General features: G+C 72.7%; 11 protein-coding genes and 1 pseudogene. 11 read left to right on the forward strand and 1 reads right to left on the reverse strand.

Annotated elements, in window-relative coordinates:
• Positions 1–101 precede the first annotated feature (101 nt).
• The 11 genes and pseudogenes from AAFN69_RS17680 to argF all read left to right on the forward strand — a co-directional run bounded on the left by AAFN69_RS17680 (position 102) and on the right by argF (position 16,221).
• Positions 102–3,863, forward strand: a complete 3,762-nt coding sequence (locus AAFN69_RS17680) for a BTAD domain-containing putative transcriptional regulator (RefSeq protein WP_347729485.1) — start codon at positions 102–104, stop codon at positions 3,861–3,863.
• A 288-nt stretch (positions 3,864–4,151) separates the two neighbouring features.
• A complete protein-coding gene (locus AAFN69_RS17685; RefSeq protein ID WP_347729486.1) occupies positions 4,152–4,562 on the forward strand; it encodes a cell division protein SepF in 411 nt (136 codons plus the stop codon).
• An 81-nt stretch (positions 4,563–4,643) separates the two neighbouring features.
• Positions 4,644–5,810: an ATP-binding protein gene (locus tag AAFN69_RS17690; protein ID WP_347729487.1), complete on the forward strand. Its 1,167-nt coding sequence runs from the start codon at positions 4,644–4,646 to the stop codon at positions 5,808–5,810.
• An 86-nt stretch (positions 5,811–5,896) separates the two neighbouring features.
• Positions 5,897–6,235, forward strand: coding sequence for a nucleotide pyrophosphohydrolase (locus AAFN69_RS17695; RefSeq protein WP_347729588.1), 339 nt, complete (start codon positions 5,897–5,899; stop codon positions 6,233–6,235).
• Between the two features lie 221 nt (positions 6,236–6,456).
• Positions 6,457–6,897 (forward strand): annotated as a pseudogene (locus AAFN69_RS17700) (DUF6099 family protein); the annotation flags it as partial.
• Positions 6,898–7,463: 566 nt separating this feature from the next.
• The gene (locus tag AAFN69_RS17705; RefSeq protein WP_347729488.1) at positions 7,464–8,387 is read left to right on the forward strand and encodes an LLM class F420-dependent oxidoreductase; all 924 of its coding nucleotides are present in this window, start codon (positions 7,464–7,466) and stop codon (positions 8,385–8,387) included.
• A gap of 5 nt (positions 8,388–8,392) precedes the next feature.
• On the forward strand, positions 8,393–9,364 hold the full coding sequence (mmuM, locus tag AAFN69_RS17710; RefSeq protein WP_347729489.1) for a homocysteine S-methyltransferase: 972 nt from the start codon (positions 8,393–8,395) through the stop codon (positions 9,362–9,364).
• Positions 9,365–9,441: 77 nt separating this feature from the next.
• A complete protein-coding gene (locus AAFN69_RS17715; RefSeq protein ID WP_347729490.1) occupies positions 9,442–11,064 on the forward strand; it encodes a 3' terminal RNA ribose 2'-O-methyltransferase Hen1 in 1,623 nt (540 codons plus the stop codon).
• The gene (locus AAFN69_RS17720; RefSeq protein WP_347729491.1) at positions 11,061–13,622 is read left to right on the forward strand and encodes a polynucleotide kinase-phosphatase; all 2,562 of its coding nucleotides are present in this window, start codon (positions 11,061–11,063) and stop codon (positions 13,620–13,622) included. The genes AAFN69_RS17715 and AAFN69_RS17720 overlap by 4 nt, the downstream gene beginning before the upstream one ends.
• A gap of 246 nt (positions 13,623–13,868) precedes the next feature.
• Positions 13,869–15,101 (forward strand): arginine deiminase, encoded by a 1,233-nt coding sequence (locus tag AAFN69_RS17725; protein WP_347729492.1) that lies wholly within the window; start codon positions 13,869–13,871, stop codon positions 15,099–15,101.
• Positions 15,102–15,210: 109 nt separating this feature from the next.
• Complete coding sequence (argF, locus tag AAFN69_RS17730) at positions 15,211–16,221, forward strand: ornithine carbamoyltransferase (protein ID WP_347729493.1); 1,011 nt, start codon at positions 15,211–15,213, stop codon at positions 16,219–16,221.
• 57 nt (positions 16,222–16,278) lie between these two features.
• Here the strand turns inward: argF and AAFN69_RS17735 are convergent, their stop codons facing one another.
• Positions 16,279–17,103 (reverse strand): PaaX family transcriptional regulator C-terminal domain-containing protein, encoded by an 825-nt coding sequence (locus tag AAFN69_RS17735; protein ID WP_347729494.1) that lies wholly within the window; start codon positions 17,101–17,103, stop codon positions 16,279–16,281.
• Positions 17,104–17,259: the final 156 nt, after the last annotated feature.

A 17,259-nucleotide genomic window follows, 5' to 3' on the forward strand; every position in this document is an offset into this window, starting at 1 on the left:
CCCGGGCAGAATGGCAAGATCTCAGGCACGACCGGCCACTGCCTGGCCATGACTTTGCCATTCGCTTGCCACACGGCAAGCGATTGCAGAGGATGCATTGCATGACCGATGGGGGTATGCGTTTTCGCGTCCTGGGGGGCCTGGAATGGGACTCCCATGGTGTCTCGCTGCACATTGGCCGTCGGCGGGAAAGACTCCTGCTCGGTCTGTTGTTGCTGGATATGGGCCGGGTGGTCCCGGCGCACCGTCTGATCGACCTGCTCTGGGACGAGGGGGAACCGCCGGCGAGCGCGCGCGGCAGTCTTCAGGTCCATGTCTCGCGCCTGCGCGGCCGCTTTCTGGAGGCCGGTGCGGAGCGCCATGGGTTCGCCCTTGCCAAGGGCAGCGACGGCTATCTCGTGGAGGGCGATCCGGAAGCCGTCGACGTACACCGCTTCCGCGGCCTGCTCCGCAAAGCGGAACGCACGGAGGAGTACGCCGACCGGCTCCGGCTGCTGGAGTCCGCCCTCGCCGACTGGGGCGGCCCCGTCCTCGCCGGTACCGCGCCCGACGGGCTGGTGCGGCGCCTCGGGGCCGGGTTCGACGAGCTCTATCTCTCCGCCGTCACCCAGCGCGCCGAGGCCCGTCTCGCGCTCGGCCAGCGCGGTCTGGTCCTGGAGGAGCTGGCCCGGGCGACCGCGGACCACCCCCACCACGAACGTCTCGCGCTGCTCCGCATGGTGGCGCTCTACCGCGCCGACCACCGGGGGGAGGCGCTGGAGGTCTACAACGAGACCAGGACCCGGCTCGCCGAGGACCTCGGCCTCGACCCGGGCGCCGACCTGCGCCGGGTGCAGAGCATGATCCTCCGCGCGGACTCCGCGCTCCTGGAGAACCACGCGGTTCCGGGGGACCGGCGCTCCGGCGACGGCGGTGCCCGGCCGCCGGCCGCCACCCCGGGCCGGCCGGCCGCGGGACACGGCAGTACCGACCGGGACCACCCGGACCGGCCCGGCCATACGGATGTTTTCGGCCATTCCGCCGCGCCCGCCGCCGAACAGCGGAACGCCTGGCGCGGCGAAACCGTCCAGGAAGGGACGGGCCGGGGCGATGGGGACAACCGCAAACGCGGGAACAACAGAGACCCCGCCGTCACCTCCGGCGGCGGCGGTGACGGCTACGGGAACGCCGGCCCCCGCTCTCCCTCGGACCCCGGCCCCGGCCCCGGCGACCGCCGTCCCGGCGCCGCGGACCCCGGGGACGGCTTCCGCACCGGCTCCGGCCGGGACGGGCAGCACCACCCGCGCGACACCCACCCGGACACCGGCCGGGACCGGGCCGCCCGTGACCGTACCGCCGCCGGCCACGACGGCCGCGGCATGGCCACGCACGGTCACCCGCCCCCGGGCCGGGGCCCCGCCGGACGGGCCTCCGGCGCACCCGGTCCGCTGCCCGCCCGTTCGGTCGCCGAGTCCGTGCGGCGGCAGTCCCGCACCGGCGCCTTCATCGGGCGCGCCCTGGAACTGGAACAGCTCACCGAGCTCGCGGCCGGCGCCCACGGCGGCTCCGGCGTCGTGATGATCGTCGGACCGGCCGGCAGCGGAAAGACCGCGCTGGCCCTCCAGTGGTGCCGCGGCACCGAGGCCGAGTTCCCCGACGGGCAGCTCTTCCTCGACCTCCGCGGCCACAGCGACGACAGCCCCATGCGCCCCTGGGAAGCGCTCTCCGGGTTGCTCCGCGCCCTCGGCGTCCCCTTCAAGGACATTCCGCACGACTGCGCCGAGATGGCCGAGCTCTACCAGCGCACCCTCGCCGGGCGCCGGGTGCTCATCGTCCTCGACAACGCCGAATCCGCCGACCAGGTGCGCCAGCTGCTGCCGTACGAAGCGGGCTGCCTCGCCCTGGTCACCAGCCGCAACCGCCTCGGCGCACTGATCGTCAGCCATGGCGCCGCCATGCTCCCGCTGCGCCCGCTCGCCTCCGACGAGGCGGAGGAACTGGTCCGCTGCGTCGTCGGGGAGTGCCGGGCCGCCGCCGAACCGGAGGCCCTGGCCGAGCTCGTGGCCATCTGCGGACGCACCCCGCTCGCCCTGCGCATCGCCGCGGCCAACATCGCGCTGCGCCCCGACGTCTCCATCGCCGACCATGTCCGGGACCTGCGGTCGGGCAACCCGCTGGAGAGCCTGGCCGTCGCCGGCCACCCCGACTCGGCCGTCCGCCGCGCCTTCGAACTCTCCTACCGGCGGCTCGACCCGGAGGCCGCCAAGGCGTTCCGGATGCTCGGGCTGCTGCCCGGACCCTCGACCAGCGTCGCCGCCGTCGGCGCCCTCCTCGGCGACGGCTCCTGCGCCGCGCACCACGTCCTGGACCGGCTCTTCGCCGAACACCTCGTCGAGCACAACGGCCAGGAGCGCCTGCGGCTGCACGATCTGATCTGGTGGTACGCCCGGCTCCTGGTCGACGCCGACGAGGACAAGGCCGCGCACCGCGAGGCCCGGCTCCGGCTGCTCCACTGGTACACCGCGTCGGCCGACGCGGCGGCCCGCAGTCTCTACCCCCAGATACTGCGCCTCGGGATCGAACAGCTGGACGCGGTGGCCGAGCCCGAGACCTTCGCCGACCCCGAGCGCGCGGCCGACTGGTTCGACGCCGAACACACCGATCTCGTCCGGCTGATCGAGGCCGAGTCGGACCGTGAGCCCTGCCCCGCCGTCTGGATCCTCGCGGACATCATGCGCGGCTATTTCTGGCTCCGCCGGGACGCCGAGACCTGGATCGCGGTGGCCACCGCCGGACTCCGCGCCGCCCAGCAGGCCGGCGACTTCCGCGGCCAGGCCGCCGCGTATCAGAGCCTGGGTCTCGCCGCCTTCACCATGGGCGATCTGGAACTGAGCCGGGGCCGCTTCGAGCAGGCCATCGAGCTGGCCCGGCGGGCCGACTGGGGCGTCTGCGAATCGGTCGCGCTCTCCAACCTCGCCGGTGTCTCCGCCGATCTGGGCCTGCTCAACCAGGCCGCGGAGTACTACGACCAGTGCATCACCCTCAACCGGAGGCTGGAGCGCACACCGCATCAGCCGCTCCAGGGCCTGAGCGAGGTGTTGCACGGCATGGGCAGGCTGAAGGAAGCGGAACAGCTCTGCCGGAGCGCGCTCGCCCTCTCCCGGAAGATCGCCGCGCCCGACAGCATCGCCCGGATCAGTACGACCCTGGCCCATATCTCGGCCCATCTCGGCGAGCTGGAGACCGCCCACGAACTGGCCTCGGCCTCCCGCAAGGGCTTCCAGTCGATCGGCAATCTCGCCGGCGAGGCCGAGACGGTCTGCGCTCTCGCCATGATCACGGCCACCTCGGGCGAGGGGCCCGCCGCGCTGAAGTTCGGGCTCGCGGCCTGCCGGCTCAGCCGCCGGGCGGGGCGCCCGCGGCTCCGGATGGAGGCGATGCTCGCGATGGGGCACGCCCGCTATCAGCTCGGCCAGTACGCGCGCGCCCACGAGCACTTCCGGATCGCCTGCCGGATCGCCGAGGGAATCGGCCTGCTGAAGGGCCGCACCATGGCCCTGCTCGGTCTCGGTGTCTGCGCCGCCCGCTCGGACCGCCCGCTGGACGCGCTCTGCCACGCGGGTGCCGCGCTGGAACTCGCCCAGGAGTCACAGCTGCGCCTGCTGGAGGGCCAGGCACAGATCGTCATCGCCCTGGCCCAGGCCGGCCGCGGCGACATCGACGCCGCGAGCCGGGCCCGGCGGCAGGCCGAGACCATCTACCGGACGACGGGATACCGGCCGGTGCACTCGCCGTTCGCCGGTCCGTCCGGCGGATACGACCTGCCGGGCCACCGGTGCGAGGTCCACGGCAGGCGGCACACGCTGGAGAGGCGGGTCGGGTGAGGACCGCGGGCGGCGTCCCGTACCGTGAGTCCCTCACGGTCATCGGCGGTACGGTGCCCGGAGCGTCATCGGCGAACCGGGTGGCGGACGGCGGGCCGGCCCGGTGCGGAGCCGAATGGCGGGACGCCGCGGCCCGTGTGGCTGCCGGGACTTCTGTGAATGGTGTGGTCTCCGACACTCTGTCAGGAGGGGGCGGACGGCTTGCCGCCGTCCCCGCCCGGAGGATCCGCACCGCTGGTATCCGTGTCGGAGTTGGGCCGAACGGGTGAGGGGCGCGAGGATGGGTTCATGAGTAGGTACGAGAGGTACGACGTCACCGATGAGCAGTGGGAAGGTCTTGCACAGGTCGTCCCCTTGCGGGGGCGCGGCGAATGGTCCTCGCGGTCGGACCACACGGTTCCGCAGGACGGCGCGGAGACCGAACCGCGCCGTATGGTCGTGCTGCGGGTACGGATCTTCTCCGACGCCCGAGAGGTCGCCGAGTATCTGATCAACCAGATTCCGGTACTCCTCGATCTCACCAGCGCGGATGCCGATGTGGCGAAGCGGATTCTGGACTTCAGCAGTGGTGTTGTCTTCGGCCTCGGCAGCGCCATGCACCGGGTCGACCGGAATGTCTTCCTCCTTGCCCCCCTCGGGATGGAGGTCGACGGGATCACCGGAGCCACCGACACCTTCACCCGCTCCGTCCCCCACTAGTCCCTCCGTGGTCCCTCATTAGTAGGAAGATCGCGGCGGCGGAACGGTTCAGCGCGGCAACCGCTGCGTACCGTCCGGCACATGGACGCGAATACCCTGCTCAGCGGCGCCGTGGACACCCGAGGCGCCCGCCCTGCTGTGACCGAATTGCGGCTCTCCGCCTTCGGGGTGCACCGGGGCGTCACCCTGCCGCTCACCCCGCTGACACTCTTCGCGGGGGCGAGCGGCAGCGGCAAGTCCAGCGCGCTGCGGGCGTACGAGGCGCTGGCCCGGCTTGCCGCGGGCGGCGGGCTGCGGGAGGCGTTCCCGGATCCCGGCCGGTGTGTGCCGGAGCGGGCCGGGGCCGATGAACAGGGGCGGCGCGGATTCCGGATCGGCTGTACGGTCGACGGCCCGGCCGGCCCGGTACGGCTCGACCTCGCGGTCCAGGCGGAGCCCGAGCTCCGGATCGCCGGGGAACGGCTGACCTGCGGCGGGCGCACCCTGCTGACCACGGCGATGCGGGATCCGCGGCGGCCCGCGGTGGAGGCCGCCTGGTACACCGCCGGATCGGGCCGGGTGACGCGCGCGCCGCTGCCGGACGACAGGCTGGCCACGGCGCTGCTGCCGCTGCGGGTGGCGGGCCGGACGGATGGTCAGTTACTGGTGCTGGCCGCGGCCGAGCAGGTGGTGGTCGCGCTGCGGTCGGTCTTCGTCTGCGATCCGCAGCCGCACGGGATGCGCCGTCCGGTGCCGGCGGGCGAGGGCAGGCTCCGGCGCTCCTGTGACAATCTCGCCGAGGTGCTGCACCGCACCCGGACCGAATGCGCCCGGCGCCATGCCCGGCTCACTGCCGCCGCGCGGGCGGGATGCGCGGGGGAGGTGGCGGATCTTGCCGTGGAGGAACTCGCCGACGGGAGGGTGCGCGCCCTGCTCGCCCGGGGGCCGGGGCGCGGGGCGACTCCGGTGGAGCGGCTCGGCGAGGGGGAGTTGCGCTATCTGGCGCTCGCGGTGGTGCTGTTGACCGGGCCGGGGGTGCTCGCCATGGATCCGGTGGCGGAGGTGCCCGCCGCGTATCAGTCGCTGACCGTTCTGGCGGACGGGTTCGACCGGTCCCTCGATCTCCGCCAGACGCGCGGACTCGTCGCGCTGGCCGCGGAGATGGCGGGTCGGGGGCATGTGCGGCTGGTGGGGACGGTCGCGGACGTGTCGTCCGCGCGCGGGCCGGCGGGGGAGGCGGGGGCGACGGTGGTAGATCTGGTGCCGTGACGGAGACGAACGAGAGCGGGCCGCGGGTGGCCGGTGACGGCGATGGTGACGGTGACGGGGTTCCGGCGGACGGGCGGACCGGCGGGTTGGACGACGGGCGGACCGATGGGCTGGATGTCGCGCTGTTGCAGCGCAGGCTCGCGGGATTCGCGGAGGCGCGCGGCTGGGGGCGGTACCACAACCCGAAGAATCTCGCGGCGGCGCTCAGCGTGGAGACATCCGAACTCCTGGAGATTTTCCAGTGGCTGACCCTTGAGGAAGCGGCCCGGGTGATGGACCGGGAGGAGACGGCGCATCGGGTCCGGGACGAGGTCGCGGATGTGCTGGCCTATCTGCTCCAGCTCTGCGAGGTGCTCGGGGTGGACGCGCTGGCCGTGCTCGCCGACAAGATCGAACGCAATGAGGGACGCTTTCCGGTGACGTGAGTTCGCCGTGGGATCAGGGGGGATCGGGGCCCCCGGACCCCCGTGGACCGGGGCGGATCGGGGTTGGATCATGTCTTCGTCACTCTATGGAGTTATGAACTTGTTCACAACCGTCTGGCTGTCCACAGATTTCCGATTTCCTCTGGCTTTTGGGCTCAACGCGCCTCACTCTGGGTAATGGAATGAGTGGGCAGTAAAACGTACGAACGGGGGTGGCGTACATGGACGCGGAGCGACTCGTGATCGTCAGTCGGCGTGCCTTGGCACAGAGCCGGTCGGTACCGGACATCGTGGCGGAGGCATGGCAGGCACAGGCGCTCGCCCAGGCGATCGGCGGGCGCCTCGCGGTCTACGGACCGCCGGAGTTGAGAGGTGACGCGCGCGGGCTGAGCGAGTCCGGTGGACGAGGGGTCGGAGCGCTGGATCACCCGGGTGTGCGCAGCGGCGGGATCAGGGCCGCGCGGATGTCCGGGGTGGCGGGCCCGCGCCAGACCCTGCTCGTGCTGGGCGAGCTCCTGGAGGATGTGGGCATGGCCCTGGTGGGTGTCGCCTGTGCCACCGACGAGGAGAGTCTGTACTGGCAGTGCATCGAGGCGATGGACGCGGCCGACGAGTCCAATGACCGGGTCCACTCGATGCTGCGCAAGATCGCGGCGCGGGAGGCGGGCCGGCCTCCCGACTCCGCCAGGGAGAGAGCCGGCCCGGCCGGCACACGGCCGGGCCGCACCTACCCCGCCGGGAATCCGGAGGCGCGGGGGATGCCCCGGCCACCGTCCGGGGCGCCGAGGGCATCGGGCATACCCACCCCGCCGGGCTCGTCCGGCCCGTCCGACTCCTTCGGCTCCTTCGGCCCGCCGGGGCCGCCCGGTCCCTCCCCGGGTGCCCCCCGCCCGCCGGGGCTTCCCGCTCCTTCCGGCGTCCCCGCGTCGTGCGGGCGCGGCGGGTCCCTGGGCACGCGGGAGGTGCCGGACGCGGTCGACTCGGCGGCGGGCCCCGCCTGACCCGCCGCCCGCGCGGCCGGCCGTCCTTCGGGCCGCCCTCCGCGCCGTGCGTCACACCGTCTTTCGCGCTGCCCTTCACGCCGTCACGCCGTCCTTCGTGCTGCCCTCCGCGCCGTCCGTCCCGGCGGGCGGCCCGCCGTCCGCCCGCAGGTCTCACCCGACCGGCCCCGGGGCGGCCCGGGCCCGGCGGTGCCGTCGGCCGGCCGGGGAAGGTGCAGGATGGAGCCATGGACCTGCGAATCTTCACCGAGCCCCAGCAAGGGGCGAGCTATGACACTCTGCTGACCGTCGCCAAGGCCACCGAGGACCTCGGCTTCGACGCGTTCTTCCGCTCCGACCACTATGTCGCCATGGGCTCCGCCGACGGGCTGCCCGGACCCACCGACGCCTGGATCACCCTCGCCGGGCTGGCCCGCGAGACCCGGCGGATCCGCCTCGGCACCCTGATGACCGCGGGCACCTTCCGGCTCCCGGGTGTGCTGGCGATCCAGGTCGCCCAGGTGGACCAGATGTCGGGCGGACGCGTCGAGCTGGGTCTGGGAGCCGGGTGGTTCGAGGAGGAGCACAAGGCGTACGGCATTCCGTTCCCCAAGGAGAAGTTCGCCCGGCTGGAGGAGCAGCTGGCGATCGTCACCGGTCTGTGGGCGACCGAGGCCGGCAAGACCTTCTCGTACGAGGGCACCCACTACCAGCTGACCGACTCGCCCGCACTGCCCAAGCCCGCCCAGGGCAAGGTGCCGGTCCTGATCGGCGGGCACGGTGCCGTGCGCACGCCCCGGCTGGCCGCGCGGTACGCCGATGAGTTCAACATCCCCTTCGCCTCGGTCGAGGACAGCGAGCGGCAGTTCGGCCGGGTGCGGGACGCCGCCGAGGCCGCCGGGCGGCCGGCCGGCGATCTGGTGTACTCCAACGCCCTGGTCGTCTGTGTCGGCCGGGACGACGCCGAGGTGGCGCGCCGCGCCGCCGCCATCGGCCGTGAGGTGGACGAACTGCGCGCCAATGGTCTCGCCGGCTCGCCCGCCGAGGTCGTCGACAAGATCGGCCGTTATGCCGCGACCGGTTCCTCCCGGATCTATCTCCAGGTGCTCGACCTGGACGATCTGGACCACCTGGAGCTGATCTCCGCGCAGGTCCAGTCCCAGCTGGGCTGATCCCGGTGCGCCCCGCACACGCGCTCGCCGCCGCCCTCACCGGGGCGGCCGGTGCCGGGACGGCCGTCGTGCTCGACGGCGGCCTCTCCAACGAGCTGGAGGCGCGGGGGTGCGATCTGTCCGGAGCCCTCTGGTCCGCGCGGCTTCTCGCGGACGACCCCGGACGGATCGAGGCGGCCCACGCGGCCTATGTGCGGGCGGGTGCGCGGGTGCTCGTCACCGCGAGTTATCAGGCGGGCTTCGAGGGATTCGCCCGTGCCGGCATCGGGCGGGCACGGGCCGCGGAGCTGTTCGCCGACAGTGTCCGGCTGGCCCGCGCCGCCGCCGGGACGGCCCGGGCGCCGGTCTGGGTGGCGGCCTCGGTCGGGCCGTACGGTGCGACGCTCGCCGACGGCAGTGAGTACCGGGGCCGGTACGGGCGGTCCGTGCGCGAGCTGGAGCGCTTCCACCGTCCCCGGATCGAGGCGCTGGCCGCGGCGGGCCCCGATGTGCTCGCCCTGGAGACAGTGCCCGACACCGACGAGGCGGCGGCGCTGTTGCGGGCGGCCGAGGGCTGCGGGATCCCGGTCTGGCTCTCGTACACCGTCGCCGGTGAGCGCACCCGGGCCGGTCAGCCGCTGGCGGACGCCTTCGCCCTCGCGGCCGGCCGCGACGAGGTGATCGCCGTCGGGGTCAACTGCTGTGAGCCGCGCGACGCGGACCGTGCGGTGGCCCTCGCGGCCCGGGTGACCGGGAAGCCGGTGGTCGTCTACCCCAACAGCGGGGAGCGGTGGGACCCCGTCCGGCGCGCCTGGCGGGGGCCCGTCACGTATCGGCCCGAGCTGATGCGGCGTTGGCGGGCCTCGGGCGCCGCCCTGATCGGCGGATGCTGCCGGGTCGGCCCGGACACCATCGCCCGGCTGGCCGCGCTCGCCGACGCCGACGCCGACGCCGACAGCAACAGCGACAGCGCCGGCCATGGTCAAGGTGCCGGGTGACATGACCCGGGGGCCGGTGCCGTGGGCACGGGGAAATGCCTGGTCAAGTGGTTTTCCCTACGACCATAATGACTCGGGTGTTCCTGACAATCAGTACAACCGGCACCCCAGAGCGCCCCGCCACCGACCTCGGCTTCCTGCTGCACAAGCATCCGGGGAAGGCGCAGCGCTTCTCCACCGCGCACGGCGAGGCGCATGTCTTCTACCCCGAGGCGACCGAGCAGCGCTGCACGGCCGCGCTGCTCCTGGAGGTCGATCCCATCGGCCTGGTGCGGCGGGGCAAGGGCAAGGGCCGGGGCGGTGCGCCCGACACGGCGCTCGCGCAGTACGTCAACGACCGCCCGTACGCGGCCTCCTCACTGCTGGCCGTCGCGCTCAGCACCGTCTTCAAGAGCGCCCTGCGCGGTGTGTGCGCCGCGCTGCCCGGGCGGGCCGAGGAGCCGCTGCCGCTGCGGATCGAGGTGCCCGCGCTCCCGGCGCGCGGCGGTGCCGAGCTGGTCCGGAAGCTCTTCGGCCCGCTCGGCTGGAGCTCGGTCGAGGCCCGTCCCGTACCGCTGGACGAACAGGTCCCCGAGTGGGGCGACTCGCGCTATGTCCAGCTGGTGCTGGAGGGCGAGCTCCGGCTCGCCGACGCGCTGCGCCAGCTCTATGTGCTCCTGCCGGTGCTGGACGACGCCAAGCACTACTGGGTGGCGCCCGACGAGGTCGACAAGCTGCTGCGCGCGGGTGAGGGCTGGCTGGCGGACCACCCCGAGCAGAAGCTGATCACCAGCCGTTATCTCGCCCGCCGCTGGAGTCTCACCCGGCAGGCGACGGAGCGGCTGGAGCTGGTCCGGCTGGCCGAGGCGGACGGTCTCGACGTCGAGGACGTGGACAACGCGGTCGACGAGACGACCGACACGGAGGAGAAGCCGGTACCGCTCGCGGCACAGCGGCGGGACGCCATCCTGGAGGCGCTGCGCGCCGCCGGGGCGAGCCGGGTGCTCGACCTCGGCTGCGGACAGGGGCAGCTGGTGCAGGCGCTCCTCAAGGAGCCGCGGTACACCGAGATCGTCGGCGTCGATGTCTCCGCGCGGGCGCTGACCATCGCCGAACGCCGGCTGAAGCTCGACCGCATGGGCGAGCGGCAGGCCGCGCGGGTCAAACTGACACAGGGTTCGCTCACCTACACCGACAAGCGGCTCACCGGCTATGACGCCGCCGTGCTCTGCGAGGTGATCGAACATCTCGACCTGCCGCGGCTGCCCGCCCTGGAGTACGCCGTGTTCGGCTCCGCCCGGCCCGGGACCGTGATCGTGACCACGCCGAACGTCGAGTACAACGTGCGCTGGGAAACCCTGCCCGCCGGGCATGCGCGCCACGGTGACCACCGCTTCGAGTGGACCCGCGCCGAATTCGCCGGCTGGGCGGCCAAGGCGGCCGAGCGCCACGGCTACGAGGTCGCGTTCACCCCCGTCGGGCCCGACGACCCCGAGGTGGGGCCGCCCACCCAGATGGCCGTCTTCACCCGTGCCGGGGAGTCCGCCGGGAAGGACCCCGCCGCCGATGCCGGGACCGCCCGCCCCGAGCCCGTTTTCGGCGAGACCGCCCGCCCCGACGCCACCCACTCCGAAACCGCCCAGCCCGAGACCGCCCAGCCCGAGACCGCCCACCGCGAGCCGGCGAAGAACATCGACACGAAGCAGGCGAAGGCCGGATGACCACCACGACCACCACCACCGAGACCGGGCCCGCCCAGCGCGTCCTCCCGGTGACCGACCTGTCCCTCGTCGTCCTCATCGGCGCCACCGGATCCGGCAAGTCCACCTTCGCGCGAAAGCACTTCAAGCCCACCGAGATCATCTCCTCCGACTTCTGCCGGGGGCTCGTCGCCGATGACGAGAACGACCAGAGCGCCAGCCGGGAGGCGTTCGACGTCCTCCACTACATCGCCGGGAAGCGGCTCGCGGCCGGCCGTCTGACGGTCATCGACGCAACCAGCGTCCAGTCCGAGAGCCGGCGCGCGCTGATCCGGCTCGCCCGCGAGCACGACGTACTCCCGATCGCCATCGTCCTGGACATGCCGGAGTCGGTCTGCTCCGAACGGAACGCCGCCCGCCCCGACCGGGCCGGCATGCCCGCCCATGTCATCAAGCGCCACCAGCGCGAACTCCGCCGCTCGCTGCGCGGACTCGAACGCGAGGGCTTCCGCAAGGTGCACATCCTGCGCACCGCCGAGGAGGCCGACACCGCCGAGGTCGTCCTGGAGCGCCGCTACAACGACCTGACCCATCTCACCGGCCCGTTCGACATCATCGGCGACATCCACGGATGCAGCTCCGAGCTGGAGACCCTGCTCGGCGAGCTCGGATACGCGGACGGCGTCCACCCCGGCGGGCGCACCGCCGTCTTCGTCGGCGACCTGGTGGACCGGGGACCCGACAGCCCCGGTGTGCTGCGCCGCGTCATGTCCATGGTGGCCTCCGGCAACGCCCTCTGCGTACCCGGGAACCACGAGAACAAGCTCGGCCGTTATCTCCGGGGACGGAAGGTCCAGCGGACCCACGGACTCGCCGAGACCATCGAGCAGCTGGAGAAGGAGGACGACACCTTCCGCGCACAGGTCGCGGAGTTCATCGACGGACTGGTCAGCCACTACGTCCTGGACGGCGGCAAGCTGGTCGTCTGCCACGCCGGGCTGCCCGAGAAGTACCACGGCCGCACCTCGGGCCGGGTCCGTGCCCACGCGCTCTACGGGGACACCACCGGCGAGACCGACGAGTTCGGCCTGCCGGTCCGCTACCCGTGGGCCGAGGACTACCGGGGCAGCGCCGCCGTCGTCTACGGCCACACCCCGGTGCCCAGCACCTCCTGGATCAACAACACCATCTGTCTGGACACCGGAGCCGTCTTCGGCGGCCGGATGACCGCACTGCGCTGGCCCGAGCGCGAGCTCGTCGACGTACCCGCCGAGCGCGTCTGGTACGAGCCCGTCCGCCCGCTGCTCACCGAGGCGCCCGGCGCCCGCGAGGGACGGCCGCTGGACCTCGCCGATGTCCAGGGGCGGCGGGTCGTGGAGACGCGGCAGATGGCCCGGATCGGCGTCCGCGAGGAGAACGCCGCGGCGGCGCTGGAGGTCATGAGCCGGTTCGCCGTCGACCCCCGGCTGCTGCCCTATCTGCCGCCGACCATGGCACCGACCGCGGCCTCCGGCCGGGAGGGCTGGCTGGAGCACCCGGCGGAGGCGTTCGCCCAGTACCGCGCCGACGGAATCGAGCGGGTCGTGTGCGAGGAGAAGCACATGGGCTCCCGCGCGGTCGCGCTGGTCTGCCGGGACGCCGCGGCGGCCGGTGAGCGATTCGGCGTCGACGGCCCCACCGGAGCGCTCTACACCCGTACCGGCCGCCCCTTCCTCGACGACGAGGCCGTCACCGAGGAGATCCTGGGACGGCTGCGCACCGCCGTCACCGCGGCCGGGCTCTGGGACGAGCTGGACACGGACTTCCTGCTGCTCGACACCGAGCTGATGCCCTGGTCGCTGAAGGCAGCCGGGCTGCTGCGCTCGCAGTACGCGGCGGTCGGCGCGGCCTCCGGCGCCGCGCTGCCGGCCGCCGCCGCGGCGCTCGAAGCGGCCGGCGCACGCGGGATCGACGTCGGCGGGCTGCTCTCCGCCCAGCGGGAGCGCGCCGCGGACGCCGCCGCCTTCACCGAGGCGTACCGCCGGTACTGCTGGACCACGGAGGGCCTGGACGGGGTCCGGATGGCGCCGTTCCAGCTCCTCGCCGTCCGGGGCCGCTCGCTCGCGGCCGTGCCCCACGACGAGCAGCTCGCCTGGATCGACCGGCTGGTGGAGCACGACCCGACCGGGCTGCTCCAGGTGACCCGGCGGCTGATCGTCGACACCTCGGACGAGGCGTCGGTCGCCGCCGGCACGGACTGGTGGCTGGAGATGACCGGCCGCGGCGGTGAGGGCATGGTCGTCAAACCGCTTCAGGCGCTGGCCCGGGACGGCAAGGGCAGACTCGTCCAGCCGGGCATCAAGGTCCGCGGCCGGGAGTATCTGCGGATCATCTACGGCCCCGAGTACACCCGCCCGGAGAACCTCGCCCGGCTGCGCGGCCGGTTCCTCGGCCACAAGCGGTCGCTGGCGCTGCGGGAGTACGCGCTGGGTCTGGAGGCGCTGGACCGGCTGGCCGACGGGGAGCCGCTGTGGCGGATCCACGAGGCGGTCTTCGCCGTCCTGGCCCTGGAGTCGGAGCCCGTCGACCCGCGGCTCTGACCTGGTACGACGCCATCAGCGGGGGAGCGGCCGGTGAAAATCTCCGGCCGCTCCCCGCCCCGCCGCTCGCCCCGCCGCTCGCCCCGCCGTCCGCCCCGCTCCCCGCCCGCCGGCCGGACGTTTCCGGGCCGCGCCCGGCGTTCGCGGCTCCGAACCGGTGTACGGAGCGGCGCGGTGCGGGATACGAGAGGAGAGATCCGGGGAGTTCGCCGAGTGAAGCGCGTACCGCGCGGTGAGGATGGGTGCATGGGATTCCACGTCGACTCCGAGGCCGGGCGGCTGCGCCGGGTCGTGCTCCACCGGCCCGGCCTGGAGCTGAAGCGGCTGACGCCGAGCAACAAGGACGCGCTCCTCTTCGACGATGTGCTCTGGGTGCGCCGGGCCCAGCACGAGCACGACGCGTTCGCCGCCGTGCTGCGCGAGCGCGGGGTCCACGTGCACCTCTTCGGCGAGCTGCTTCAGGAGGCGCTGGACATCCCCGAGGCCCGGAAGCTCGTCCTGGACCGGGTCTTCGACGAGAAGGCGTACGGGCCGCTCGCCACCGACCACCTCAGGGCCGTGTTCGACGGGATGGAGACGGCCGCGCTCACCGAGGCGCTGGTCGGCGGGATGACCAAGCGGGATTTCCTCGCCGGCCATCCCGAGCCGACCTCGGTCCGGTTCCATGTGATGGAGATGGACGACTTCCTCCTCGATCCGCTGCCGAACCATCTCTTCACCCGCGACACCTCCGCCTGGATCTACGACGGTGTCTCGATCAACGCCATGCGGTGGCCCGCCCGGCAGCGCGAGACGGTCCATTTCGAGGCGATCTACAAACACCATCCGCTCTTCACCGGACCGTCCGCCGGGGAGTTCCACCACTGGTCGGAGGGGCAGGACGACTACCCCTCCACCATCGAGGGCGGCGATGTGCTGGTGATCGGCAATGGCGCGGTACTGATCGGGATGAGCGAGCGGACCACCCCGCAGGCGGTGGAGATGCTGGCCCGCGGGCTCTTCGCGGCCGGTTCGGCGCGCACCATCGTGGCGCTGGACATGCCCAAGCGGCGCGCGTTCATGCATCTCGACACCGTGATGACCATGGTCGGCGCGGACACCTTCACGCAGTACGCGGGGCTGGGGATGCTCCGCTCGTACACCATCGAACCGGCCTCGGGCACCCGGGGGCTGCGGGTGAGCGACCATCCGCCGGAGCACATGCACCGGGCGATCGCCGACGCGCTGGGGATACCGGCGATCCGTGTCCTGACGGCGACCCAGGACGTGCACTCGGCGGAGCGGGAGCAGTGGGACGACGGCTGCAATGTGCTCGCCGTCGAGCCGGGGGTGGTGGTGGCCTATGAGCGCAATGCCACCACCAACACCCATCTGCGCAAGCAGGGCATCGAGGTGATCGAGATCCGCGGCAGCGAGCTGGGCCGGGGCCGGGGCGGACCGCGCTGTATGAGCTGCCCGGTGGAGCGGGACGCCGTATAGCCGGGCGCGCCCCCGCGCATCCCGGTGAACCCTCAAAATGCTGTATAGCAATGCGGCGACTCGTATAGACTTCCATCGTCACCGCATCCGCGACGCAGGAGCAGCCATCATGGCGATACATCTCGAAGGCCGCCACTTCCTCAAGGAGCTGGACTTCACGGCCGGGGAGTTTCGCGGCCTGGTCGAGCTGGCCGCCACACTCAAGGCCGCCAAGAGGGCCGGCGCCGAGGAGCAGTTTCTGCGCGGCAGGAACATCGCGCTGATCTTCGAGAAGGCATCCACCCGGACCCGCTGCGCCTTCGAGGTCGCCGCCGCGGACCAGGGCGCGTCCACCACCTACATCGATCCGTCCGCCTCCCACATCGGCGGCAAGGAGTCGGCCAGGGACACCGCACGGGTCCTCGGCCGGATGTTCGACGCCATCGAGTTCCGCGGTGACTCCCAGGCCACGGTGGAGGAGCTGGCGAGATTCGCCGGCGTCCCGGTCTACAACGGCCTCACCAATGAGTGGCACCCCACCCAGATGCTCGCCGATGTGCTCACCATGACCGAGCACAGCACCAAGCCGCTGGAGCGCATCTCCTACGCCTACCTCGGCGACGCGCGCCACAACATGGGCAATTCCTATCTGATCACCGGCGCCCTGCTCGGGATGGACGTACGGATCGTGGCGCCCCGGCAGTACTGGCCCGATGACGAGGTGGTGCGCCGGGCGCGCGAGGCGGCGGAGACCAGCGGCGCCAGGATCACCCTGACCGAGGAGATCGCCGAGGGCGTCCCGGGGGCGGACTTCGTCGTCACGGACGTCTGGGTCTCCATGGGGGAGCCCAAGGAGATCTGGGACGAGCGGATCAAGGCGCTCGGCCCGTACTCGGTGACCATGGACGTGCTGCGCGCCACCGGCAATCCGGAGGTCAAGTTCCTCCACTGCCTGCCGGCCTTCCACGACCTCGGCACCAGCGTCGCCCGCGACATCCACGAGCGGTACGGCCTGTCCGAGCTGGAGGTCACGGACGAGGTGTTCGAGTCGGAGCACTCGGTCGTCTTCGACGAGGCGGAGAACCGGCTGCACACCATCAAGGCCGTCCTGGTGGCGACCCTCTCCGGAGCCGCCGGCTGACCCGGCGCGGCCCCCGCGCCGCCCCCGGTGGGGTCCGCGCCCCGGTGGGGCGCGTGCTCACCGCCCCGTACCGCATGCCGCCCCCGCGAAGACGGCCCCCGCGTCCCGCAGCAGCTCGTGCAGGGTCGCGAACACCTCCGCCGACCGGATGCCCGGCCACCCTTCCGGCAGCAGCTCCAGCGGCAGCCCGGGATCGGTGTACACCAGCCGCCGCCAGGCGTCGAGCGCGTACAGATAGTCCCGGTAGGCGTCCACGGGATCGGCCTCCCGGCCCTTCGGCCAGGACCGCAGCACCGGCTCGTGGACGCCCAGGAACTCCTCGTGCGCCTTGGCGAGCACGGTCAGATCCCACCAGCCCGCCACCGCCTCCGCCGTCGCCGCGAAACCGAGGTGCTCGCCGCGGAAGAGCTCGGCGTACGGATCGAGCCTGCGCCGCCGCAGGGTGTGCCGCGTCTCCTCGTACAGCCGCGCCGGAGCGATCCACACCCCCGGCGCCACGGTTCCGAAACCGAGCCGGTGCAGGCGGGAGCGGAGCAACTGCCGCTCATGGCGTTCCGCACCCGGTGCCGAGAAGAGCGCCAGCACCCAGCCCTCGCTGAGCAGCGGCGCCCGCCGGGCATGGACCCGCCGGTCGCCGTCGGCCAGTGACTGGAGGGTCTCGGCGGAGAGCTCGTACCCGGCGCCGCCGTCCGCCGCCTGCCCCGCGGTGAGCACCCCGCGGCTCCTCAGCCGGGAGACCGCCGGACGCACGGACGGCGGATCCACACCGAGCGGGGAGAGCAGCCGGATCAGCTCGGCGACGGAGAGCGGCCCCGGCCGGGCGTGGCCGTAGGTGCCGCAGAGGGTGACGATCATGGAGCTGGGGGTGCGCTGCTCGGCCACCCGATCACTGTAGGTGTCCGGATCCCCGCTCCGCCGGAACGCCCCGGCCGGATCTCCCGCTCTTCACCGCGGCCGGCGAACGATCGGGGCCTTGATCGACTGGTGACACCCGAATGTCGGGTTTACGTTCAATGAGGGATTCGCGGGCTCGGTGCC

It is taken from the genome of Streptomyces sp. CAU 1734, assembly GCF_039888735.1.
In the GTDB taxonomy this organism is placed as follows: domain Bacteria; phylum Actinomycetota; class Actinomycetes; order Streptomycetales; family Streptomycetaceae; genus Streptomyces.

Coding starts and splice junctions, on each gene's coding strand:
- AAFN69_RS17680 (WP_347729485.1), top strand. CDS start 102: ATGACCGATGGGGGTATGCGTTTTCGCGTCCTGGGGGGCCTGGAATGG.
- AAFN69_RS17685 (WP_347729486.1), top strand. CDS start 4,152: ATGAGTAGGTACGAGAGGTACGACGTCACCGATGAGCAGTGGGAAGGT.
- AAFN69_RS17690 (WP_347729487.1), top strand. CDS start 4,644: ATGGACGCGAATACCCTGCTCAGCGGCGCCGTGGACACCCGAGGCGCC.
- AAFN69_RS17705 (WP_347729488.1), top strand. CDS start 7,464: ATGGACCTGCGAATCTTCACCGAGCCCCAGCAAGGGGCGAGCTATGAC.
- AAFN69_RS17720 (WP_347729491.1), top strand. CDS start 11,061: ATGACCACCACGACCACCACCACCGAGACCGGGCCCGCCCAGCGCGTC.
- AAFN69_RS17725 (WP_347729492.1), top strand. CDS start 13,869: ATGGGATTCCACGTCGACTCCGAGGCCGGGCGGCTGCGCCGGGTCGTG.
- argF (WP_347729493.1), top strand. CDS start 15,211: ATGGCGATACATCTCGAAGGCCGCCACTTCCTCAAGGAGCTGGACTTC.